Origin of the sequence: Streptomyces tritici, assembly GCF_048500665.1 — a bacterium.
GTDB lineage: Bacteria > Actinomycetota > Actinomycetes > Streptomycetales > Streptomycetaceae > Streptomyces > Streptomyces tritici.
Genome location: NZ_CP183183.1, coordinates 4,836,807 through 4,859,101, shown reverse-complemented (window position 1 = coordinate 4,859,101; position 22,295 = coordinate 4,836,807). Strand labels below are relative to the sequence as shown.

General features: G+C 72.5%; 18 protein-coding genes and 1 riboswitch. Of the genes, 6 read left to right on the top strand and 12 right to left on the bottom strand.

Going from position 1 to position 22,295, the window contains the following annotated elements; all coding sequences use genetic code 11:
* Positions 1-21 precede the first annotated feature (21 nt).
* From ACNJ93_RS22690 to ACNJ93_RS22655, 8 genes are all read right to left on the bottom strand, one after another.
* A complete protein-coding gene (locus ACNJ93_RS22690) occupies positions 22-1,284 on the bottom strand; it encodes an ABC transporter ATP-binding protein (protein WP_418959267.1) in 1,263 nt (420 codons plus the stop codon).
* A complete protein-coding gene (locus ACNJ93_RS22685) occupies positions 1,281-2,273 on the bottom strand; it encodes an ABC transporter ATP-binding protein (protein WP_418959266.1) in 993 nt (330 codons plus the stop codon). Before ACNJ93_RS22685 ends, ACNJ93_RS22690 begins: the two co-directional genes overlap by 4 nt.
* Before the next feature lie 4 nt (positions 2,274-2,277).
* Positions 2,278-3,240, bottom strand: a complete 963-nt coding sequence (locus ACNJ93_RS22680) for an ABC transporter permease (protein ID WP_418959265.1) — start codon at positions 3,238-3,240, stop codon at positions 2,278-2,280.
* Positions 3,240-4,244, bottom strand: a complete 1,005-nt coding sequence (locus ACNJ93_RS22675) for an ABC transporter permease (RefSeq protein ID WP_418959264.1) — start codon at positions 4,242-4,244, stop codon at positions 3,240-3,242. The genes ACNJ93_RS22680 and ACNJ93_RS22675 overlap by 1 nt, the downstream gene beginning before the upstream one ends.
* Before the next feature lie 93 nt (positions 4,245-4,337).
* Positions 4,338-6,005, bottom strand: coding sequence for an ABC transporter substrate-binding protein (locus ACNJ93_RS22670; protein WP_418959263.1), 1,668 nt, complete (start codon positions 6,003-6,005; stop codon positions 4,338-4,340).
* Positions 6,006-6,221: 216 nt separating this feature from the next.
* Entirely contained in the window at positions 6,222-7,034 is an 813-nt protein-coding gene (locus ACNJ93_RS22665) for an enhanced serine sensitivity protein SseB C-terminal domain-containing protein (protein ID WP_418959262.1), read from the bottom strand.
* A gap of 41 nt (positions 7,035-7,075) precedes the next feature.
* Complete coding sequence (locus ACNJ93_RS22660; RefSeq protein WP_418959261.1) at positions 7,076-7,816, bottom strand: enhanced serine sensitivity protein SseB; 741 nt, start codon at positions 7,814-7,816, stop codon at positions 7,076-7,078.
* A gap of 124 nt (positions 7,817-7,940) precedes the next feature.
* Positions 7,941-8,606: an AAA family ATPase gene (locus ACNJ93_RS22655; protein ID WP_418959260.1), complete on the bottom strand. Its 666-nt coding sequence runs from the start codon at positions 8,604-8,606 to the stop codon at positions 7,941-7,943.
* A 141-nt stretch (positions 8,607-8,747) separates the two neighbouring features.
* A riboswitch (glycine riboswitch) is annotated at positions 8,748-8,850 on the top strand.
* Positions 8,851-9,016: 166 nt separating this feature from the next.
* On the opposite strand from ACNJ93_RS22655, the gene gcvT reads away from it, so the two are divergent.
* From gcvT to ACNJ93_RS22630, 5 genes are all read left to right on the top strand, one after another.
* Positions 9,017-10,141, top strand: coding sequence for a glycine cleavage system aminomethyltransferase GcvT (gene gcvT / locus ACNJ93_RS22650; protein ID WP_418959259.1), 1,125 nt, complete (start codon positions 9,017-9,019; stop codon positions 10,139-10,141).
* Positions 10,142-10,214: 73 nt separating this feature from the next.
* Positions 10,215-10,592 (top strand): glycine cleavage system protein GcvH, encoded by a 378-nt coding sequence (gcvH, locus tag ACNJ93_RS22645; protein WP_418959258.1) that lies wholly within the window; start codon positions 10,215-10,217, stop codon positions 10,590-10,592.
* Positions 10,593-10,605: 13 nt separating this feature from the next.
* On the top strand, positions 10,606-11,865 hold the full coding sequence (gene glyA / locus ACNJ93_RS22640) for a serine hydroxymethyltransferase (protein WP_418959257.1): 1,260 nt from the start codon (positions 10,606-10,608) through the stop codon (positions 11,863-11,865).
* Positions 11,866-12,035: 170 nt separating this feature from the next.
* Positions 12,036-13,406: an L-serine ammonia-lyase gene (locus tag ACNJ93_RS22635; protein WP_418959256.1), complete on the top strand. Its 1,371-nt coding sequence runs from the start codon at positions 12,036-12,038 to the stop codon at positions 13,404-13,406.
* A gap of 242 nt (positions 13,407-13,648) precedes the next feature.
* On the top strand, positions 13,649-15,172 hold the full coding sequence (locus ACNJ93_RS22630) for an FAD-binding oxidoreductase (protein WP_418959255.1): 1,524 nt from the start codon (positions 13,649-13,651) through the stop codon (positions 15,170-15,172).
* 28 nt (positions 15,173-15,200) lie between these two features.
* Here ACNJ93_RS22630 and ACNJ93_RS22625 read toward each other — a convergent pair whose 3' ends face one another.
* From ACNJ93_RS22625 to ACNJ93_RS22610, 4 genes are all read right to left on the bottom strand, one after another.
* Positions 15,201-17,090, bottom strand: a complete 1,890-nt coding sequence (locus ACNJ93_RS22625; RefSeq protein ID WP_418959254.1) for a BTAD domain-containing putative transcriptional regulator — start codon at positions 17,088-17,090, stop codon at positions 15,201-15,203.
* Between the two features lie 130 nt (positions 17,091-17,220).
* Complete coding sequence (locus ACNJ93_RS22620) at positions 17,221-18,744, bottom strand: FAD-binding oxidoreductase (RefSeq protein WP_418959253.1); 1,524 nt, start codon at positions 18,742-18,744, stop codon at positions 17,221-17,223.
* Positions 18,745-18,816: 72 nt separating this feature from the next.
* Positions 18,817-20,034, bottom strand: coding sequence for an MFS transporter (locus tag ACNJ93_RS22615; RefSeq protein WP_418959252.1), 1,218 nt, complete (start codon positions 20,032-20,034; stop codon positions 18,817-18,819).
* 119 nt (positions 20,035-20,153) lie between these two features.
* A complete protein-coding gene (locus ACNJ93_RS22610; RefSeq protein WP_418959251.1) occupies positions 20,154-20,606 on the bottom strand; it encodes a carboxymuconolactone decarboxylase family protein in 453 nt (150 codons plus the stop codon).
* 46 nt (positions 20,607-20,652) lie between these two features.
* On the opposite strand from ACNJ93_RS22610, the gene ACNJ93_RS22605 reads away from it, so the two are divergent.
* On the top strand, positions 20,653-22,134 hold the full coding sequence (locus ACNJ93_RS22605; RefSeq protein ID WP_418959250.1) for a PLP-dependent aminotransferase family protein: 1,482 nt from the start codon (positions 20,653-20,655) through the stop codon (positions 22,132-22,134).
* The last annotated feature ends 161 nt before the right edge of the window (positions 22,135-22,295 follow it).

The window sequence follows — 22,295 nt, the reverse complement described above, 5'->3', positions numbered from 1 at the left end:
GCGGGGGAGGCGGGCCTCGGTTCACTTCGCGGCGGCCTCGGGCTCGGCGTCGGCGTCCGGATCGGGCTCGGCCTCGGCCTCGGCGTCGCCGTCCGGCTCGGCGTCAGCCCCGACCGGGGCCTTGTCCGCCGGCTCGGCGGCCTTCGCGCCCGCCTCGGCCGGCGCCTTGTCCTCCGGCTCCGCGGCCTTCGCCTTCGTCTCCGTCTCCGCCTCCACCGAGTCCGCGTCCGCCTGCGCCGGGACCACCGGCGCCGGGGGCGCGTCCGCGGGCGTCTCCCCCGCGCGGGTCAGCGTGCCCTCGTGGATCTCGCGGGCGAAGTGGCAGGCCACCTTGTGCCCGTCGCCCAGGTCCGTCAGGGACGGGCGCTCCGTGGCGCACAGGGTGTCCTGCTTCCACGGGCAGCGGGTGTGGAAGCGGCAGCCCGCCGGCGGGTTGGCCGGCGAGGGCAGGTCGCCGTGCAGCAGGATGCGCTCGCGGCGCTCCTCGACCTCCGGGTCCGGGACCGGCACCGCGGACATCAGCGCCTTGGTGTACGGGTGCATCGGCTCCGCGTACAGCGCGTCGCTCGGCGCCTCCTCGACCAGCGAGCCGAGGTACATCACGCCGATGACGTCCGAGATGTGCCGCACCACCGCCAGGTCGTGGGCGATGACCAGGTAGGTCAGGCCCATCGACTCCTGGAGCTCCTCCAGCAGGTTGATCACCTGGGCCTGGATGGAGACGTCCAGGGCCGAGACCGGCTCGTCGCAGATGATCAGGTCCGGCTCCAGGACCAGCGCGCGGGCGATGCCGATGCGCTGGCGCTGGCCGCCGGAGAACTCGTGCGGGTAGCGGGAGAGGGCGTTGGTGGGCAGGCCCACCTTCGCGAGGATCTCCTTGATCTTCTCCCGCCGCTCGTCCTGGTTCGCGCCGATCCCGTGCGCGGCCATGCCCTCGCTCAGGATCGACTCGATGTTCTGACGGGGGTTGAGGCTGCCCAGCGGGTCCTGGAAGACCATCTGGAGCCGGCGGCGGAAGGACCGCAGGTCCTTCTCCGACAGCTTGGCCACGTCCGTGCCGTCCAGCACGACCGAGCCGTCGGTGACGTCGACGAGGCGCAGCACCGCGCGCCCCAGCGTCGTCTTGCCGCAGCCCGACTCGCCGACCAGGCCGTACGTCTGGCCCGCCTCGACCGACAGCGAGATGCCGTCGACCGCGTAGACGTGGCCGACCGTGCGGTTGAACAGGACGCCCTTCTTGACGGGGAAGTGGACCTTCACACCGTCGAGTTCCAGCAGGCTCATGCCGGGACCTCCGTCGTGGCCAGGACCGGGTTGGCGCAGCGGGCGCGGTGTCCGGCCTCGCGGGGTTCGGTCAGTTCGGGCGTGCCGGTCAGGCACTCCAGTTCGTAGCGGTCGCAGCGCGGCGCGAAGGCGCAGCCGTCGGCCCAGGCGATCTGGTCGTTGATGGACCCGCGAATGGGGTGCAGGGGCTCGCCGCGCGGGGCGTCGAGCCGGGGGATCGAGCCGAGCAGCCCGTGGGTGTACGGGTGCGTCGGGTGGGCGAACAGCTCGCGCCGGCCGGCCGATTCGACGACCTTGCCCGCGTACAGCACGTTCACCTGGTCGCACAGGCCGGCGACGACACCCAGGTCGTGGGTGATCATCAGCAGCGCGGTGCCCTCCTGGTCGACCAGGTCCTTGAGGAGTTCGAGGATCTGGGCCTGGATGGTGACGTCCAGCGCGGTGGTCGGCTCGTCGGCGATGAGCAGGCGCGGGGCGCAGGCCACCGCCATGGCGATGAGCGCGCGCTGCCGCATGCCGCCGGAGAGCTGGTGCGGGTACTCCTTGAGGCGCCGGTCCGGGTCGGGGATGCCGACGCGGTCGAGCAGCTGGGCGGCCTCCTTGCGGGCGGCCTCGCCCTTCAACCCCCGGTGCCGCTGGAGGATCTCGGTGACCTGGACGCCGATGGGGACGACCGGGTTCAGCGAGGACAGCGGGTCCTGGAAGATCATCGCCAGGTCGCGTCCGCGCATGTCCCGCATCTTGCCGGGGCTGAGCGTCAGCAGGTCGGTGCCGTCGAAGTCGGCCCGGCCGCCGAGCGTGACGCCCTTGCGCGGGAGCAGGCCCATGAGGGCGAGCGAGGTCACGGACTTGCCGCAGCCGGACTCGCCGACGAGGCCCACGACCTGGCCCTGGTCGACGCTGAAGGAGACGCCGTTGACCGCCCGGACGTCCTTGCGGCCGCGGCCGCCGAAGGTGACGGTCAGTTCGTCCACGGTGAGCAGTGGCATGACATCAACCTCGCAGCTTCGGGTCGAGGGCTTCGCGCATGGCCTCGCCGAGCAGCGTGAAGCCGAGGGCCGTGATGATGATGCCGACCGCCGGATACACGGACATCATGGGCGCGTTGTCGAAGAAGCGCTGGGCCTGGGAGAGCATGACGCCCCACTCCGGCACGGCCGGGTCGGGGTTGCCGAGTCCGAGGTACGAGAGCGCGGCCGCCTCGATGATGGCGGTGGCGAGGCTCAGCGTGGCCTGGACGATCACCGGGCTCAGCGAGTTCGGCATGATCTGGGTGAGCACGATCCGCCGCTTGCGGATGCCGAGCGCTCGCGCGGCGAGCACGTAGTCGCTGCCGCCCTGGGCGAGCATCGAACCGCGCAGCAGGCGGGCGAAGACCGGCACCTGCACCACACCGACGGCGATCATCACGGTGGTGAGGGACTGGCCCATCACGGCGGCGATGGACACGGCGAGCAGCAGCGAGGGCAGCGCCAGCATGATGTCGGTGACGCGCATGATGACGGAGTCGATCCGCTTGCCGGTGCGGCCGCCGAGCGTGGCGGCGGCTCCGGAGACGGCGCCGACGACCGCGCCCGCGATCAGGCCGATGAGCATGGAGACGACGCCGACGAGCAGCGTCTGCCGGGCGCCCACGAGGAACCGGGAGAACATGTCCCGGCCCAGGTGGTCGAGGCCGAACCAGTTGCCGGCGCGCCCGCCGACGAACTCGCCCCGGTTGGGGAAGACTTCACCGCGCCAGGTCTGGGCGGTGGGGCCGTACGGCGCGAGCCACGGTCCGACGACCGCGACGACGACGAACAGCGCGATGATCGCCGCGCCGATGACGGCCATCTTGCTGGACCGCAGCCGGCGGAAGGCCTCGCGCCAGAGGCTGGCGCCGCTCGTGGTCTCGGACTTCGCCGTGAGTTCGGCGAGCCGGTCGAGCTTCGACGTGTTGGTGGATACCAGGCTCATCAGTGCACCCGCACCCTCGGATCGATGACGCTGTACGCGAGGTCCACCAGGAGGTTGATCAGGACGTACACCATCGCGATGAACATGATGAAGCCGACGAGCACCGGGTAGTCACGGGCGTCGATGGCGGTACGGATGAAGGAGCCGATGCCGCCGAACGAGAAGACGGACTCGGTGAGCACGGCGCCGGACAGCAGGCTGCCGGTGAGCAGGCCGACGGCGGTGACGACGGGCAGCATCGCGTTGCGCAGGATGTGCCGGCCGCGCACCACGCGGCGCTCCAGGCCCTTGGACTCGGCGGTGCGGATGTAGTCCTCACCGAGGACCTCCAGGACGCTGGCGCGGGTCATCCGCACGATGACGGCCAGCGGGATGGAGGAGAGGGCGACCGCGGGCAGCACCAGGTGCATGAGCGCGTCCCAGGAGGCGTCGAGCTCACCGGTGAGCACGCCGTCGAGGACGGCGAAGCCGGTCACGTCGGTGGCGTCGATGCCGGTGGACTGGCGGCCGAAGCTGGGGAAGATGCCGAGCTCGACGGCGAAGACGCCCTTGAGCAGCAGGGCGAGGAAGAAGACCGGGATGCAGATGCCGAGCAGCGAGCCCGACACCGAGGCCACGTCGAGCCAGCCGCCGCGCTTGCGGGCCGCCAGGTAGCCGAGCGGGATGCCGACGGCGGTGGCGAGCAGCATGGCGGCGAGGCTGAGCTCCACCGTGGCGGGGAAGCGCAGCACGAACTCGTCCCAGACGGGCTGACCGGTCTGCACCGAGGTGCCCAGGTCGAGTTCGAAGAGCCGCTTGATGAAGCGTCCGTACTGGACGTAGAGCGGCTGGTCGAGTCCCAGCGCGCGGTTGATGCGCGCCACATCGGCTTCGGTCGCCCGCTCGCCCAGGATCGCTGAGGCGGGTCCGCCGGGCAGTCGGTTCAGCCAGATGAACAGCAGAACCGACAGGCCGAGCAGGGTGGGTATCAGCTGGAGAAGTCGTCGTACGACGAGTCGCAACACCCCGCGTGCCCCTTTCTTGCGTTGTACGAGAAGTCGGATGCGAAGCCGCCCGGCCACGCGATCTCCGTGGCCGGGCGGACCTCTTGCGGTGTGTTACTTGAAGGAGACCTCGGCGAAGTTCTCCTGCGTCAGCGGGGAGACCTTCGGCGGGTTGACGTTCTTGCCGAACGCGATGGCCGGCGGCGAGGACGACAGCGGGAGACCCGGCAGGTACTCCATGATCGTCTCGTTGGCCTTCTTGTACAGGTCCGTGCGCTTGGCCGGGTCGCCCTGGAGCGAGCCCGCCTTCACCGCGGCGAAGACCTTGTCGTCCTTGAAGCCCCACTGCTTGTCGTACTCGGCGAACCAGGTGCCGATGAAGTTGTAGCCGTCGTTGAAGTCACCGGTCCAGCCGAGCATGTGCAGGGCGCAGGAGCCGGCCTCGGTGGCGTCCAGGTAGTCCGGGTTCCACTTCATCGGCTTCGGGGTGACCTTGATCCCGGCCTTCTCCAGGTCGGCCTTGATCAGCTCGAAGATGTCCTGCGGGGCCGGCATGTACGGCCGGGTGACCTCGGTCGGGTAGCAGAACTCGACGGACAGGGCGCTCTCGCCGGCGGAGGCGAGGAGCTGCTTGGCCTTGGCGGTGTCGAAGTTGTACTTCTTCACGTTCTCGGAGTGGCCGGCGACCGTGTCGGGCATGAACTGGGTCGCGACCTTGCCGCCCTCGGGCAGCTGGGTCTTGACGATGTTCTCGCGGTCGATGGCGTGCGCGATGGCCTGGCGGACGGCCGGCTTCTTCAGCGCGGGCAGCTTCTCCTGCGACATGCCGACGTACAGCAGGTTGAAGACGTCGCGGGTCGGCACCTTGAAGCCGGCGCCCTCGAGGGTCTTGATGTCGGCGGGCGCGACCAGGTCGTAGCCGTCGATGTCACCGGCCTGCAGCGCCTGACGGCGGCCGTCCTCGGTGTCGATGGTGCGGAAGACCAGGTTCTTGACCTTGGCCTTCTCGCCCCAGTAGTCGTCGAAGCGGGTCAGGCTGACTTCCTTGTTGCCCTTGTTCCACTTCGTGATCTTGTACGGGCCGGTACCGGCGACGAGGCCGGCCTCCTGGCTGTACTTGGGGTACGTGATGGCGTCGCCCTTGGCGGTGGCCGCCTGCTTCGCGTACTCCTTGAGGGCCTTCGGCGAGTGGATCGCGAGGGCCTGCAGCGAGAAGCCGCCGGGCAGGTTGGCGGAGGGCTCGAGGACCTCGATGACCGCCGTGTTCTCGTCCTTCGCGGTGCAGGACTTGTAGTTCGGCTTGGGGGCTTCCTTGTCCTCGTTGACCTTGAAGCCGCCCATGATGGTCTGCCAGTAGTAGGAGACCGCGCTCGACTGGTAGGTGCCCTTCCAGTTGAACCAGTGGTCGTAGTTCGCGCAGACCGCGGCGGCGTTGAGCTGCTCGCCGTCGTGGAACTTCACGCCCTTGCGCAGGTTGAACGTCCAGACCGTGCCCTGGGGGTTGCTGGACCACTTCTCCGCGAGGCCGCCGACGAGCTTGCTGCCGCCGGACTCGTGCTCCAGGAGCGCCTCGAAGGCCTGTCGGGTGACTCGGAAGGTCTCGCCGTCGCTGGCGAGGGCCGGGTCGAGGGAGGCCGGGTCGCCGGGGGCGCCGAACACGAACGTGTCCTTCGCGCCGTCCTTGCCCTCGTCCCCCCGCTCGCTCGCGCACCCGGTGGCTATGAGGCCGACCGTGAGGGCCGCCGTCAAAGCCCGGGTCGCCCGGGACTTGAATATTCGCATGGGTCCACCCCTGGCTCGCCATACTGCGTGGTCTTGACCGGCCGAACGCTACTGGCGAGTGACAGCGCAGAGAACAGTCCGCATAGCGGTGATATCAAGCTGAGACCCGGACAGTTGGCAAATCGGGCGGTTGCGGGACATCGCAGCTGCGCCGCCCGGAAGCGGAGGCGAAACCTCAGCTCGGCAGGGGGTTTTCGGCCAGGGCCGCGCGACGGCTCAGCGGGACTGCGCGGGCGGGTAGCCGTAGCCCGGCTGCTGAGACGCGCCGCCCCGGCCGGAACCGTGCGCCTCGCGGTCGTAGAACGGGCGGGCACAGGCGCGCAGCCACAGCGCCACGGGGTCGTGGGCGTCGGACATCGCGACCGTCGAGACGGGCAGCCCGTCGGGCACGGCGGTCACGGACTGGCGCATCATCGCCCGCACGGACTCGACGGAGGCCGGCGAGGTGTCGTACAGGTCGAGCCCGATGGCCAGGTACGGGGAGCCGAGCACCGGCTGCACCCAGGCGCGGCGCAGCGAGCGGACGGCGGGGGTGCGGTGCGCGTTCTGGGTGAGCAGGGCGTAGAACTGCGGCAGCTCGATGGCCGGCTCGGAGAGCCTCAGCGGGCCGGCGGGCATCCGGTCGAGGCCGGTGGCGACGCGGCGCAGATCGGCCCAGGGGATGCCGACGCCGCCGCCGGGGGCGTGCGGGTTCAGCCAGATGCCCCAGCGGTCGGGGTAGAGGGCGCGGGCGATGTCCAGGCCGGTGACCAGCTCGTGGTCGCGGTTCCAGCCGGAGGCGGACAGCTCCTGGGCGGAGGTGACGCAGGGCGCGTAGCCGTGGCCGTCGACCTGCATGTTGCCGTACTGGGCGTCGGGGGCGCCGGGGCGGCCGTGCCAGAGCAGCATCCACAGCTGCTCGCCGGCGAGGGCGCCGAGGAGCGCCTCGTACGCGTCGTAGCGGCCGGGAGCGATCTGGCGCAGCAGGTGTTCGACCCTGCTGCCGGCCTGCCCGGTCCGGCCGGCCGCAGCACCGCGCGACGCACTCACCCTGGGTTCCGCCCCTCTTGTCGTCTGCCGTTCGGCTTCGATTATGCGTACACGCGCTGGTAGAAGGGGCGCACCTTCGCCAGCATCCAGTCGGCCACGGGGTCCTGCGCCACGTCGAGCAGGACGATGTTCACCGGCCAGGCGACCGGGACGCGGCCGAGCGCCCGGCCGAGGGCGTCCAGGGGGGCGTCGCGGTCGACGCCGTCGTAGACGGACAGCTGGACGCCGATGAAGAGGGCGGGTGCGCCGCCCTCGACGCTGGCGAGGGCGCGGCGGGCGGTGGTGACGCTGCCGAGGGCCTCGAACTCGGCGGCCGCGGCGGACAGGAAGTCGACGGGGTCGCCCTGCCAGTCGGGCTCGAACAGGGTGACGCGGCCGCCGCTCGTGGGGCCGTCGAGGGGCGAGCGGCCGGTGCGGCACAGTTCGGCGACGGCGGGCGGGGGCAGCGGGACGCCGACGGTGCCGCCGGGGTTCACGGCGAGGCCGACCTGCGGGGGCAGGCCGCGGGCGAAGTCGCGGGCGGGGGCGACGGTGTACGACATGTGGCTGCCCACGCAGGCCAGGAACTGCTGCTCGGAGCTGAAGACGGGGACATACGCGGCGCCGCCGATCTCCATCGTGGGCAGGTCCAGGGACATGCTCTCGGGGCCGCCGCCCTCGGGGAGGGGCACCCAGACCTGGCTGCGTCCGAGGACCTCGACGAGGCGGGCCCCCGCGTCAGGGGCGCCGAGCGCGGCGGCGAGCGTCTCCTCCAGCTCGTTGCCCGGCCATGCGATGTCCACGTTCTTCCCTTTCAGCGGCGCTTCCTGCGGGCACCTTAACGTCGCGGACCGACAGCGTGGGCACGCCGTCCCCGATTCGGGCACGGTGACGTGGCCCACCCCGCTGCGGAAGCCTTTCCTCCGGTCAGGGCGCCGGACGGAAGGCGATCCGGCGCAGGGCCGTGGCGGCGGGCCGGTCGAGGAGCGTGGTGGTGGCGCAGCCGGAGGGCGGCCGGTGCGACTCGGCGGCGGCGATGAGCCGGCCGACGGCGTGGCGGTGCCGGGTGAAGGCGTAGCCGGAGACGCCCCGGCCCCGGTCGCGCTGGCCCGCGCGGGCGGTCTCGGGGGTGACGTCGAGCAGGACCAGGTGCAGGGAGCGGCCGCGGCGGCGGGCCTCGCGGGCCAGCCAGCGGCGGACCCAGCTCTGGGTGCCGCAGTCGTGGACGACCACGCTGCGGCCGGAGCGCAGCGCGGCGCGCAGGGCGGCGTAGTGCGCCACGCGTACGAGCGGGCGGTAGACGGCGTACGGCAGGAAGCCGGGCAGTTTCGCCTCCCAGCGCTCGCGCATGTCCTGCGAGTCGATGGCCCGGCCCTCGGCCGTACGCCGGATCAGCGTCGACTTGCCGCTGCCGGGGAGCCCGGAGACGACCACCACGTCGCCCTCCGTGAAGGCGAGCACGCGCGGCACGCGGCCGTCCCGGTCGCGCAGGTCGCGCAGGACCCGCACCGGGCGCCGCCGGGCCGCGTCCCGTACCTGCTGGGCCGGTATGCCCGCCCCGGTCGCCATCGCGCCGGTTCTCTGCCACGTCATCGCTACTCCCCCTGCCGGGTCCCGGGGGGACCCTTGCCCACAAAGTGTAAAGAGACGGTAATGAGGCACAAGCGATTTGCCGATGAGATCCCGCGTGCAATGATGTGCGCGCCAAGCGCACACAACCACATACCGGCCGCTCGAATCCGCGCGGGAGAGTCCCGGACCGGAACCATCCGGACCGGGCGCCGAAGGAGCAAGACCCTCCCTTGAATCTCTCAGGCCCCGATACCGCGTGGATGAGGCAGATCTGAAAAGCGGGCCGCGTCGTCGCGGTCCCACCCAAGGTGCAAGCCGGGGATGCCCCCGGTGAACCTCTCAGGTTCCATGACAGATGGGGAGGAAGTCCTCACCCGTCATGCACCGGCCGTGCCCCGCACGCCGCGCCCCCTGGAACCGGGAGCCACCCGATGAGCACCGCCCCCCGCCAGACCGCCCTCGATGCCCTGCATCGATCCCTCGGCGCGACCATGACCGACTTCGCCGGCTGGGACATGCCGCTGCGCTACGGCAGCGAGCGCGACGAGCACAACGCCGTCCGCACCAAGGCCGGTCTCTTCGACCTCTCGCACATGGGCGAGATCACGGTCACCGGCCCGCAGGCCGTCGAGCTGCTCGACTTCGCCCTGGTCGGCAACATCTCCACGGTCGGCGTCGGCCGCGCCCGCTACACGATGATCTGCCGCGAGGACGGCGGCATCCTGGACGACCTGATCGTGTACCGGCTCCAGGAGCAGGAGTACATGGTCGTCGCCAACGCCTCCAACGCGCAGGTCGTGCTCGACGCGCTCACCGAGCGCGCGGCCGGCTTCGACGCCGAGGTCCGCGACGACCGCGACGCGTACGCGCTGATCGCCGTCCAGGGCCCTGAGTCCCCCGGCATCCTCAAGCAGCTGACCGACGCCGACCTGGACGGGCTGAAGTACTACGCCGGCCTGCCGGGCACCGTCGCCGGGGTTCCCGCGCTGATCGCCCGGACCGGCTACACCGGCGAGGACGGCTTCGAGCTGTTCCTGAAGCCCGAGCACGCCGAGACCGTCTGGACGGCGCTGACCGAGGCCGGCGCCCCGGTGGGCCTGGTGCCCTGCGGCCTGTCCTGCCGCGACACGCTGCGCCTGGAGGCGGGCATGCCGCTGTACGGGCACGAGCTGACCACGGAGCTCACCCCCTTCGACGCCGGTCTCGGCCGGGTCGTGAAGTTCGAGAAGACGACCAACGAGGGCCGCTTCGTCGGCCGCGAGGCGCTGGAGAAGGCCGCCGAGCGCGCCGAGACCGCCCCGCCGCGCAAGCTGGTCGGTCTGATCGCCGAGGGCCGCCGGGTGCCCCGCGCCGGCATGCAGGTCGTCGCCGGCGGCGAGGTCATCGGCGAGGTCACCTCCGGCGCCCCGTCCCCGACGCTCGGCAAGCCGATCGCCATGGCGTACGTCGACGCGGCGCACGCCGAGCCCGGCACGCCCGGCGTCGGCGTGGACATCCGCGGCACCCACGAGCCGTACGAGGTCGTGGCGCTGCCGTTCTACAAGCGCCAGAAGTGACACTGAGCACGTCTCGCCCCGCACTCACTCCCCCGTTCACCAGCACTCCCCCGCGTACAGGAGAATTCAGGTCATGAGCAACCCCCAGCAGCTGCGCTACAGCAAGGAGCACGAGTGGCTGTCGCCCGTCGAGGACGGCGTCGCCACGATCGGCATCACCGAGCACGCGGCCAACGCCCTCGGTGACGTCGTGTACGTCGACCTCCCGTCGGTCGGCGACACCGTCACCGCGGGCGAGACCTGTGGCGAGCTGGAGTCCACCAAGTCCGTCAGCGACCTGTACTCGCCGGTGAGCGGTGAGGTCGTCGAGGCCAACCAGGACGTCGTCGACGACCCGTCCCTGGTGAACTCGGCTCCCTTCGAGGGCGGCTGGCTCTTCAAGGTGCGCGTCGCGGAGGAGCCGGCCGATCTGCTCTCCGCCGACGAGTACACCGCGTTCTCCGGCAGCTAAGGAACCCCTCCCGATGTCGCTTCTGAACACCCCTCTCCACGAGCTGGACCCGGACGTCGCCGCCGCCGTCGACGCCGAGCTCCACCGCCAGCAGTCCACCCTCGAGATGATCGCCTCGGAGAACTTCGCTCCGGTCGCGGTCATGGAGGCCCAGGGCTCGGTCCTCACCAACAAGTACGCCGAGGGCTACCCGGGCCGCCGCTACTACGGCGGCTGCGAGCACGTCGACGTCGCCGAGCAGATCGCCATCGACCGGGTGAAGGACCTGTTCGGCGCCGAGTACGCCAACGTGCAGCCGCACTCCGGCGCCTCCGCCAACCAGGCCGCGCTGTTCGCAATGGCCCAGCCGGGCGACACCATCCTCGGCCTGGACCTGGCGCACGGCGGCCACCTCACCCACGGCATGCGGCTGAACTTCTCCGGCAAGCAGTTCGACGTGGTCGCGTACCACGTGGACGAAGCCGGTCTGGTCGACATGGCCGAGGTCGAGCGCCTGGCCAAGGAGCACCGCCCGAAGGTGATCATCGCGGGCTGGTCGGCGTACCCGCGCCGGCTGGACTTCGCCGAGTTCCGCCGGATCGCGGACGAGGTCGAGGCGTACCTGTGGGTCGACATGGCCCACTTCGCCGGCCTGGTCGCCGCGGGTCTGCACCCGAACCCGGTGGAGTACGCGGACGTGGTCACCTCCACCACGCACAAGACCCTGGGCGGCCCACGCGGCGGCATCATCCTGGCGAAGAAGGAGTTCGCGAAGAAGCTGAACTCCTCGGTCTTCCCGGGCTTCCAGGGCGGTCCGCTGGAGCACGTGATCGCCGCCAAGGCGGTCTCCTTCAAGGTCGCGGCCTCGGAGGAGTTCAAGGAGCGCCAGCAGCGCACCCTGGACGGCGCCCGGATCCTCGCCGAGCGCCTGACGCAGGCCGACGTGGCCGAGCACGGCGTGTCGGTCCTGTCGGGCGGCACGGACGTGCACCTGGTCCTGGTCGACCTGCGCAACAGCGAGCTGGACGGCCAGCAGGCCGAGGACCGCCTCCACGAGGTCGGCATCACGGTCAACCGGAACGCGATCCCGAACGACCCGCGTCCGCCGATGGTCACCTCCGGTCTGCGGATCGGCACCCCGGCCCTGGCCACCCGTGGCTTCGGCGCCGAGGACTTCGCCGAGGTCGCCGACGTGATCGCGGAGACCCTGAAGCCCGGCTTCGACGCCGAGGCGCTCAAGGCGCGGGTCACCGCGCTGGCCGAGAAGCACCCGCTGTACCCCGGCCTGAAGTAATTTCGTACGCTTTTGTTCGTACGGAGCCCTGGGGCACCGCGCACACTGGACAGTGAGCGCGGTGCCCCGCCCCACGTCGCGCTCCGGCGCGATCTTCCTCCCCACCCCTCCCCCTGGCGTTTCTGCACCACCCCGGCAGACAACGGCGTCTAGCCCCACAAGGAGTCCCCGTGGCCATCTCGGTCTTCGACCTGTTCTCGATCGGCATCGGCCCGTCCAGCTCCCACACGGTGGGTCCGATGCGGGCGGCCCGGATGTTCGCGCGCCGGCTGAAGAACGAGGGGCTGCTCGCCCCCACGGCCTCGATACGCGCCGAGCTGTACGGCTCCCTGGGCGCGACCGGCCACGGCCACGGCACCCCCAAGGCGGTGCTGCTCGGCCTGGAGGGCAACTCGCCGCGCACGGTCGACGTCGAGACGGCGGACGAGCAGGTCGAGCGGATCAAGAGCAGCGGGCGGATCGACATCCTCGGCGCGCACGAGATCCCCTTCGACTTCGACGAGGACCTGATCCTGCACCGCCGCAAGGCGCTGCCGTACCACGCCAACGGCATGACGATCTTCGCGTACGACGCGGAGGGCGCACTGCTCCTGGAGAAGACGTACTACTCGGTCGGCGGCGGCTTCGTCGTGGACGAGGACGCGGTCGAGGGCCAGAGCCCGATCATCCCGGACGACACGGTCCTGAAGTACCCGTTCCGCACGGGCGACGAGCTGCTGCGGATCGCGAAGGAGACCGGGCTGTCGATCTCCGCGCTGATGCTGGAGAACGAGAAGGCCTGGCGGACCGAGGAGGAGATCCGCGCCGGTCTGCTGGAGATCTGGCGGGTCATGCAGGCCTGCGTCTCGCGCGGCATGTCCCGGGAGGGCATCCTGCCCGGCGGCCTGAAGGTCCGCCGCCGCGCCTCGGCGCTGGCCCGCAAGCTGCGCTCCGAGGGCGACCCGGCGGCGCACGCGATGGAGTGGATCACCCTCTACGCGATGGCCGTGAACGAGGAGAACGCGGCCGGCGGCCGTGTGGTGACCGCCCCCACGAACGGCGCGGCGGGCATCATCCCGGCGGTGCTGCACTACTACATGAACTTCGTGCCCGGCGCGGACGAGGACGGCGTGGTCCGCTTCCTGCTCGCGGCCGGCGCGGTCGGCATGCTGTTCAAGGAGAACGCCTCGATCTCCGGCGCGGAGGTCGGCTGCCAGGGCGAGGTCGGCTCGGCCTGCTCGATGGCCGCCGGCGCGCTGGCCGAGGTCCTCGGCGGCACCCCGGAGCAGGTGGAGAACGCCGCCGAGATCGGCATGGAGCACAACCTGGGCCTCACCTGCGACCCGGTCGGCGGCCTCGTCCAGATCCCGTGCATCGAGCGCAACGGCATGGCCTCGGTGAAGGCCGTCACGGCCGCCAAGATGGCCATGCGCGGCGACGGCAGCCACCTGGTCTCCCTCGACAAGGTCATCAAGACCATGAAGGAGACCGGCGCCGACATGTCGGTCAAGTACAAGGAGACCGCCCGCGGCGGCCTCGCGGTCAACATCATCGAGTGCTGACCCGGTCCTGACGTCCGGCCGCCCCCTGAGGAACCGGTGGCGGCCCGGGATGCGGCGCATCTGACAGATTGCGGGTTCTTTCGGGTCGAACGGCCGGAAAGCGCGGTGCGGCGTGCCAGTCTGCCCGGGTCGGGCGCGCAGCGCGGACACGGCAGGTGGCATCCGTGGGCCCCCGTGTCCCGGCGGCTCCGCCCGGCTCCGCCGCCGCCTGCCGTCGGCAGGCCGTATCCAGGGGGTTCCTCATGCTGTCCAGACGTACGCTCATACGCGCCGGCGCCGCGACGGGCGCGGCCGGCGCCTTCACCGCCGGGGTGCTTCCCCTGGCCGGGGCGGCCGCGGGGGCCGCCCCGTGGGGGAAGCTGGCCGAACGGCTCGACGGGCGGCTGGTGCTGCCCGGCGACCCGGGGTACGAGGTCGCCAAGCAGCTGCAGATGGCGCGGTACGACGTGATCCGGCCGCAGGGCGTCGCGTACTGCGCCTCCGGGAGCGACGTCGCCGCCTGCATCCGGTTCGCGCAGGACCACGGGCTGCCGACGGCCGTGCGCAGCGGCGGACACAGTCAGGCCGGCTACTCGACCTCGACCGGCCTGGTCATCGACGTCTCCCGGCTGAACGCGGTGCGCCCGGCGGCCTCGACCGTGCGGATCGGGGCGGGCGCGCAGGGCGTCGACATCGTGAACACGCTCGCCCCGTACGGCCTCCAGGTCGCCTCCGGCACCTGTCCGACGGTCGCCATCGGCGGCTGGCTGCAGGGCGGCGGGTTCGGTCTGGCCGCCCGCAAGTTCGGCATGGGGGCGGACCGGCTGGTGTCGGCGAAGGTGGTGCGCGCCGACGGCTCGTGCGTGCGCTGCTCGGCGACCGAGCACCCCGACCTGTACTGGGCGCTGCGCGGCGGCGGCGGGGGCAACTTCGGCGTGGTGACGGAGTACGAGGTGCGGCCGGTGCGCATCCCGTCGCTGAGCCTGTACAACCTCGGCTTCGACGGGGCGGACGCGGTGGACGTGGTGCTGGCCTGGCAGGAGTGGATCGCGCAGGCCCCGCGCGAGCTGTCGGCGGAGCTGTTCCTGCTGCTGCCCGAGGACTCCCCGGCCGGCACGGCGCCGATCGTGGTCGTCTCCGGCGGGTACCTCGGCGCGCAGGCGGGCTGCGACCGGCTGCTCGACGCGCTCGTGTCGGGCCTCGGGCGGCGTCCGGTCAGCCGCGAGGTGACCGAACTGCCGTTCAAGGAGGCCATGATGAAGGTGTTCGGCTGCGCCGACAGCTCCGTGGACGCCTGCCACCGGATCGGCTACTCGCCGCACGCCCGGCTGCCCCGGGAGAACTACGCCACCTACCGGAACGTGTTCTTCGCCGACCGGTGGTCGCGGGCCACCGCCGAGGCCGCGGTCCGCACGCTGGTCGAGGCGCCGGTGCCGGGGCAGTTCCGCTTCCTCGGGCTGTTCGCGTACGGCGGCCGGGTGAACGACCTCGCCCCCTCGGACACCGCCTTCGTCCACCGCGACACGCTCTTCGAGGCGGGCTACCAGGTCGGGCTGCCCGTCCCGGACCCGTCCCGCGAGCAGCGCGAGCAGGCCCAGTCCTGGGTCGACGGCGGCTACGCGACGCTGTACCCGTCCTCCACCCGCCGCTCGTACCAGAACTACATGGACCCGGCGCTGACCGGCTGGCGCGAGGCGTACTACGGCGGCAACTACGCGCGGCTGCGGGCCGTGAAGCGGGCCCACGACCCGCACGGCTTCTTCCGCTTCGCGCAGAGCGTCGACTGAGCGGCGGCTCGGCGGCGAAACGATTCGCTCATGAGGCCGCGCAGGCAAGGCGGCGGGCGGTCAGCGTGCGGACGCCCAGGCGGCCGATCGTGCCGCGGCGCCCGGGGGCGGTGTGCCGGCCCCGGGCGCCGTTCGCGAAGGCCAGGCGGAACAGCTGGGGCACGCACAGCAGATGGTCGCCGCCGCAGGCGGCCGGGCGGATCACGTGGAAGTCCGCGAGCAGTTCCACGGAGCGCTCGATGGACGGGATTGAGCGGTGCAGCCGGCGGGCCAGGTACGCGACGGTGACGTCGACCCGCTCGGCCCGGCTGATCTCGGTGAGCACGTCCCGGGCGCTGTGCGGCAGCCGGTCGGCGGACTCCACGAGGTAGCGGCGCACGTCCAGGTGCGGGCTGCTCAGCTCCTCAAGGCGTACCTGGTCGTCGGCGAGCCGGGCGGCGAACTCGGCGAGGCTGCGGCCGGGCCAGGCCGCCATCCGGCTGCCCACCGCGCGGATGGCGGCCGGCAGTCCGCCGCACCAGGCCACCACGTCCTCGGCGGCGCCCGGCTCCCGGGCGGCCCGCTCCTCGCCGATCACCCGGCCGAGCAGCCGCCGGCCGTCGGCCTGTGCCAGCGGGCCCAGTTCGACGGAGGTGACCGTGCCCGGCAGGCCCTCCAGACGGCGCCGGGACGTCACGATCACGGCGTTGCCCGGACCGGCCGGCAGCAGCGGACCGAGCTGCTCGGCGTCCGCGGCGTCGTCGAGGAGCACCAGCATGCGGCGGCCGGAGGCCCAGCAGCGGAAGAGGCGGGCCAGGTCGTCGGTGCGCTCCGGGAGCGCGCTCCGGTCGTGGCCGGCGGCGGCGAGCAGTTCCCTCAGCGCCTCGGCCGGCCGCTTCGGGGTGCCGTTCTCCAGGTGCAGGGACGCCTTGAGCTGCCCGTCGGGGTACTCGCCGCGCATCCGGTGCGCCACCTGGAGGGCGACCTCGGTCTTGCCGACACCCAGGCCCCCGGTGACGGTGACGATCCGTACGCCGGCGGGCCCGGCCCCGGCGGGGTCCGCGGCCGGGACGAGGCCCTGCGCGATGAGCCGGCGCTCGGGGCCGCGGCCGACGAAGTCGGCGATGGCGGGCGGGAGCTGGCAGGGCGCCGGGTCGGTGGCGGGCCGCGCCGGGCCGGCCGGCCGCTCGTCGCCGCCGGCGAGCACGGCGCGCTGGAGCTCCTGCAGGCGGGCGGACGGTTCGAGGCCGAGTTCCTGCGCCATGGCACGGCGCAGCCGGGCGTACGCGGACAGGGCCTCGCCGCGCTGTCCGCACCGCCGGGCCGCGGTCATCAGCTGGGCGCAGAACTCCTCGTGCAGCGGGTGCTCGTAGGTGAGCTCCCGCGTCTCGTCCAGGACGGCCTGGTCGTGGCCGAGCGTCAGGTCGGCGGCGATGCGCCGTTCCAGTGCCTGGATCCGCAGGTCCTCCAGGCGGGCGGCCTGCGCGGCGAGGACCGGGCCGGTGTCGACGTCCTCCAGGACGCCGCCGCGCCACAGGTCCAGGGCGCGGCGCAGCGCCTCGGCGCCCTCGCGGGCGCGGCCGCGGGCCAGGGCGTCCTTGCCTTCGCGGACCAGGTTCTGGAAGTCGAGGAGGTCGACCCGGCCGTCCCGTACCGGGAGGCGGTAGCCGTGCGGGTGGGTCTCGACCGGGTCGACGGGGTCGTCCTCGCGGCCGGCCAGGGCCTTGCGCAACTGGTAGATGTACGTCTGGACGGTCTTGCGGGCCCGCTTGGGCGGCCGGCCGTCCCAGAGTTCCTCGATGAACCGTTCGGTGGGGACCACGCGGTCCGCGTGCGCGAGCAGAACCGCGAGGACCCGGCGGGCCATGGGCGCGCTGGGCGTCCGCGGCTCTCCGTCGACACGTACCTCCATCGGACCGAGCAGGGCAAAGTGCAGCATCAACGGTGTCCTTAACCGGTGGTTGACTTTGGTGACTCGCGCGCACGGCGTGGCCGGCCGGCGCCGTCCGCTCCCGCGGGGCGCCGGGGGACCGCCGGGGGCCGACGCGCGCGGCGCCGGCCCCGGCCGGTCAGGGGAGCCGCACCGACAGCGCGTGGCGGAACACGTCACGCGGGTCCCAGGCGGCCTTCACCCGGCGCAGCCGCTCCGCGTTGCCGAGGAAGTACAGCTCCTCCCAGGGCACTCCGGAGGTGTTCCACTCGGGGTCGGCCAGGTCGGTGTCCGCGAAGTTGACGTAGGCGCCCTGGTCGGCGTCGCCGGGCGCCGGGACGCCGCCCGTCTTGGCGTACAGGTCGCGGTAGAGGCGGGCCATCCAGGCGAGCGCGGCCGCGTCGCGGGCCTCGTCCTGCCAGGTGTTCATGAAGAACGCCTGCATGACGGAGTCGCGCTGGGCGGAGGCGGTGGCCTCGGCGGGCACCGTGTTGACCCGGCCGCCGTACGACTGGAGCGCGATCAGGGCGCTGTCGTGGTCGTGGTCGGTGCTGTCGAGGTAGTCGTACAGCGTGTCGATCTGGTCGGCGGTCCAGGCGCGGCGCAGGAAGCCGGACTTGACCTTCTGGCGGCCGACCTCGGCGTCCTGGGCCTGGGCGAGGGCCTTCTTGGCCTCCAGCCAGGGCACCACCTCGGTGGGCAGGACGACGGGGAAGTCGCCGAGGCCGTCGGTGACGGCCGCGAGGTAGTCGGTGAGCAGCTGCTCGGCGTCGGGGCGGGTGGCGTCGACGTGGGCGAAGACGACGGCGCCCATGCCCGGGTCGTCGGTGCGGGGGCGGCCGTTGAGGATCAGGCCGGAGAACAGCGAGGCGTACGGGGAGTCGGCGGCGCTGTTCTCCTCGTGCCAGCGGCCGAAGTTGCCGGCCAGGCGCTGCAGCGCGGACCGGTCGAGGCCGGCGCGGTTGAACAGGACGGTGCCGGTCAGGACGGAGGCGGGCGGGACGGGCAGCGCGGTGCGCGGGTCGTCGCCGGCGGCGTCCGGGGAGCGGAACCAGTAGCGGGTGACGACGCCGAAGCTGCCGCCGCCACCGCCGGTGTGGGCCCACCAGAGGTCGTGGTGCGGGTCCTCGGGGTCGCGCCCGGCGACGACGGCGCGGACCTCGCCGTCGGCGCCGACGACGACGACCTCGACGGCGAGCAGGTGGTCGGCCGCGAGACCGGCGCTGCGGCACAGGGAGCCGAAGCCGCCGCCGGCGACGTGGCCGCCGATGCCGACGGTGGCGCTGTCGCCGGCCGGGAGGGCGACGCCCCAGTTCTCGTACAGGGTGCGGTACAGGTCGGCCATCCGGACGCCCGGTTCGACGGCGAAGGCGCCGCGCTCGGCGTCCCAGGCGATCTCCCGCATGGCGCCGAGGTCGAGGACGAGCTCGACCTCCGGGTCGCCGGCGGTGTTCTCGTAGCCGTGGCCGCCGCTGCGGACCGCGATGCGCTTGCCGTCCCGGACCGCGTCGCGCACGGCGGTGACGACCTGCGCGGTGTCGGTGACGACGTGGAACGCCTGGGGTTCGGCGGTGAAGCGCTTGTTCAGGCCCCTGGTGGCCAGGCCCCGGTAGTCCTCGTCGCCGGGGCGGACGATGCCGGGGGCGGGGGTGTACTCGGTCATGCGGGTCCTCAATCGTCGGGTGGTGATGGTCGGTCGGGGCCGCCGCCGCGGGGGCGGCGGCGGCCCGGGGCCTCAGTCCTGGTCGGTGGCGGCGGTGTGCGGCGCGGTGCGCCGGACGCCGCCGAGCACGAGCAGGGTGACCAGGGCGAGGGCGGCGCCGATCCACAGCACGCTCGTGGTGGAGATGCCGTCGACGGCGAAGCCGCCGAAGAGGGCGCCGAGGGCGATGGAGAGGTTGAACGTGGAGACGTACAGCGAGGAGGCGGCCTCGGTGGCGTCGGGTGCGGCGTCGAGGATCCAGGTCTGGAAGGTGACGGGCACGGCGCCGTAGCCGAGGCCCCACAGGACGAGCAGCGCGCCCGCCGTGAGGGGGGTGTTGCCGACGAGGGCGAAGAGCACCATGGCCGCGGTCAGGACGAGGGAGATGCCCACGACCGTCTCCCGCAGCCGCTTGGCGATGAGCGCGCCGGCGATGAAGTTGCCGCAGATGCCGGCGACGCCGAAGGCCAGCAGCAGGCCGCCGATCATGCTGTCGGCGATGCCGTCGTCCTGCAGGATCGGCCGGACGAAGGTGTACGCGAGGAAGTGACCGGTGATCACGAGGAACGTGATGGCGATGCCGGCCCGGACGCCCGCGTTGCCCTTGAAGACCTTGGGCAGGTCGCCGAAGGTGATGGTCTGCTCGGCGGGCACCTTCGGCATCAGGATCACCATGGCGACCAGCGAGACCAGGCCGAGGATGCCGACGGCGGCGAAGGCGGTGCGCCAGCCGCTGAGGTCGCCGATGATGGTGCCGGTGGGGATGCCCAGGACGGAGGCCGTCTCCACGCCGCCGAAGATGACGGCGGTGGCCCGGGGCACGTGCTTCTCGGGGACGAGGCGCAGCGCGATGCCGCCGGCGATGGACCAGAAGCCGCCGACGCTGATGCCGATGAGGAAGCGGGCCACCAGAACGACGGCGAAGCTGGTGGCGAAGGCGGAGGCCAGGTTCGCCAGTCCGACGATGCCGATCAGGACGACGAGGACGAGGCGGCGGTCTACGCGGCCGGTGATGACGGTGACCACGGGCGCCGAGAAGGCGGCCACGAGGCCGGGGACGGTCACCATGAGGCCGGCGGTGCCCTCGGAGACGTCGAGTGCGGAACCGACCGGGGTGAGCAGGCCCACCGGCAGCAGTTCCGAGGTCATCAGGGAGAAGATGCCCAGGGTCACCGCCAGGACGGCGAGCCAGCCCTTGACGGGCGAACGGCCGTCCGTCGGCGGGGACACCGGGGTGTCGAGGGTGGTCACGGCTGGATCAGCCCTTCGTGAGGTGGGGACGGGGGGGCCCGCCCGGGCGAGCGGGTCCCGGTGCGCCGAGTGCGGCGGCCCCATGGGGGCGGCCACCGCACTCGGGGTGGTTCGGAAGGTCACTCGGTGCCGGGGGTCTTGCGGGTCGTGACGTTCATGCGGTTCCAGGCGTTGACGGTGAAGATCAGCGCGATGAGCTGGGCCAGTTCCTTCTCGCCGAAGTACTTGGCGGCCTCGTCGTACACGGAGTCCGGGACGCCGTCGGGGAGCAGGGTGACGGCCTCGGTCAGGGCGAGCGCGGCCCGCTCCTGCAGGGTGTAGAGGCTGGACTCCTCCCAGCCGTTGAGCTGGTAGATGCGCTCCTCGGTCTCGCCGGCCTTGCGGGCGTCGGAGGTGTGGTAGTCGATGCAGTACGCGCAGCGGTTGATCTGCGAGGCGCGGATCTGCACCAGCTCGAGGAGGACGGGGTCGATGCCCTCGCGGGCGGCGGCGTCGAGGGCCAGGACGGCCTTGAACACCTTGGGGGCGACGGTCGGGAAGTTCATGCGCTGAGGCACTTCGTAAGCGGTCATGGAACGACCGTAGGGCCGGAATCGGCCCACGCTATGGTTCATTCCCGTGACAGAACAGTGGGTCAATCACGAGCAGTCGCCGGGCGGCGCCGACTTACCGGACGTCGTCTCGGGCACCGACTTCCACCTCGCCCTGTCGGGCGAAGGGAGTTTGCGCGAGCAACTCATGGACGCGGTACGGGAGGCCATCCGGTCCGGCCGGCTGGTGCCCGGCACCCGTCTTCCGCCCTACCGCAGCCTCGCCCAGGACCTCGGCATCGCCCGCAACACCGTGGCCGACGCCTACGCCGAACTGGTGGAGGAGGGCTGGCTCGCGGCCCGGCAGGGCTCCGGAACCCGGGTCGCCAAACGCGCCACTCCGCTGCGCCCCGAGCAGTCGGGCGGCCCTCAAAGGCGCACCAAACGGCGCATCCTGCACGATCTGATGCCGAGTTCGCCGGACGCGGCCGCCTTCCCGCGCGGCGCCTGGACGGCGTCGGCGCGGCGCGCGGTCGGTGCCGCGCCCAACGACGCGTTCGGCGTGGGCGATCCGCGGGGCCGGCCGGAACTGCGCGCGACGCTCGCCGAGTACCTGGCGCGGGCCCGCGGGGTGCGCACCGAACCGGACCGGATCGTCATCTGCGCGGGCTTCGCACATGCGATGAGACTGCTCGGTACCTTTCTGGAGGGCTCGGTGGCGGTGGAGTCGTACGGGCTCGACTTCCACCGGAGCCTGCTGCACGACGCCGGGCTGCGCACGGTGCCGCTCACGGTGGACGCGCACGGGGCGCGGATCGACGAGCTGGAGGCCACCGGCGCGCGGACCGTGCTGCTCACGCCGGCGCACCAGTTCCCCACCGGCGGGCCGCTCCATCCGGAGCGCCGGGCGGCGGTCGTGGACTGGGCCCGCTCCGGCGGCGGGCTCGTCGTGGAGGACGACTACGACGGCGAGTTCCGCTACGACCGCCAGCCGGTCGGCGCGGTGCAGGGCCTCGACCCGGACCGGGTGGTGTACATCGGCTCGACCAGCAAGAGCCTCTCCCCCGCGATGCGGCTGGGGTGGATGGTGCTGCCGGGCTGGCTCGTGGACCGGGTGGTGGCGGCGAAGGGGCCGCGCGAGATGTGGTCGGGGGTGATGGACCAGCTGACGCTGGCCGACTTCATCGCCTGCGGCGCGTACGACAAGCACCTGCGCAAGATGCGGCTGCACTACCGGCGGCGCCGGGACCTGCTGGCCGCCACGCTCGCCGAACGGGCCCCGCACGTCGCGGTGAGCGGGGTCGCGGCGGGCCTGCACGCCGTCCTGGAGCTGCCGCCCGGCACGGAGGAGGCGGCCCTGCGCGCCGCCCGCCGGGCGGGCCTGGCCCTCGACGGGCTGGGTCCGTACCGGCACCCCGACAGCACGATGCCGCCCCGGGACGGTCTGGTCATCGGGTACGGCACGCCGCCGGACCACGCCTTCGGCGCCGCGCTGGAGGCGCTGTGCCTGGCGCTGCCGGACCTGCCCGTGGACGGGCCGGCGACGCGGCGGGCGACGCGCCGGGGCTGACGCGCGGGCGCCCGCTCCCCGGGGTCGGGAGCGGGCGCCGGTACGGGGGCGGGCCCCGGCGGGCGTCGCGGCGAGGCCGGCGACGTCTCCGGTGGACCCGCGCGGCTTCAGCAGGCCTCAGCCAGGCCCGCGCGGGCCTGACCGGGCCTCCGCGGCCTGGC

What these genes read in the sequence shown, in the direction of transcription:
- ACNJ93_RS22690 (WP_418959267.1), bottom strand. Translation starts at nt 1,284, where the DNA reads ATGAGCCTGCTGGAACTCGACGGTGTGAAGGTCCACTTCCCCGTCAAG.
- ACNJ93_RS22685 (WP_418959266.1), bottom strand. Translation starts at nt 2,273, where the DNA reads ATGCCACTGCTCACCGTGGACGAACTGACCGTCACCTTCGGCGGCCGC.
- ACNJ93_RS22680 (WP_418959265.1), bottom strand. Translation starts at nt 3,240, where the DNA reads ATGAGCCTGGTATCCACCAACACGTCGAAGCTCGACCGGCTCGCCGAA.
- ACNJ93_RS22670 (WP_418959263.1), bottom strand. Translation starts at nt 6,005, where the DNA reads ATGCGAATATTCAAGTCCCGGGCGACCCGGGCTTTGACGGCGGCCCTC.
- ACNJ93_RS22655 (WP_418959260.1), bottom strand. Translation starts at nt 8,606, where the DNA reads ATGACGTGGCAGAGAACCGGCGCGATGGCGACCGGGGCGGGCATACCG.
- gcvT (WP_418959259.1), top strand. Translation starts at nt 9,017, where the DNA reads ATGAGCACCGCCCCCCGCCAGACCGCCCTCGATGCCCTGCATCGATCC.
- gcvH (WP_418959258.1), top strand. Translation starts at nt 10,215, where the DNA reads ATGAGCAACCCCCAGCAGCTGCGCTACAGCAAGGAGCACGAGTGGCTG.
- glyA (WP_418959257.1), top strand. Translation starts at nt 10,606, where the DNA reads ATGTCGCTTCTGAACACCCCTCTCCACGAGCTGGACCCGGACGTCGCC.
- ACNJ93_RS22630 (WP_418959255.1), top strand. Translation starts at nt 13,649, where the DNA reads ATGCTGTCCAGACGTACGCTCATACGCGCCGGCGCCGCGACGGGCGCG.
- ACNJ93_RS22625 (WP_418959254.1), bottom strand. Translation starts at nt 17,090, where the DNA reads ATGCTGCACTTTGCCCTGCTCGGTCCGATGGAGGTACGTGTCGACGGA.
- ACNJ93_RS22620 (WP_418959253.1), bottom strand. Translation starts at nt 18,744, where the DNA reads ATGACCGAGTACACCCCCGCCCCCGGCATCGTCCGCCCCGGCGACGAG.
- ACNJ93_RS22610 (WP_418959251.1), bottom strand. Translation starts at nt 20,606, where the DNA reads ATGACCGCTTACGAAGTGCCTCAGCGCATGAACTTCCCGACCGTCGCC.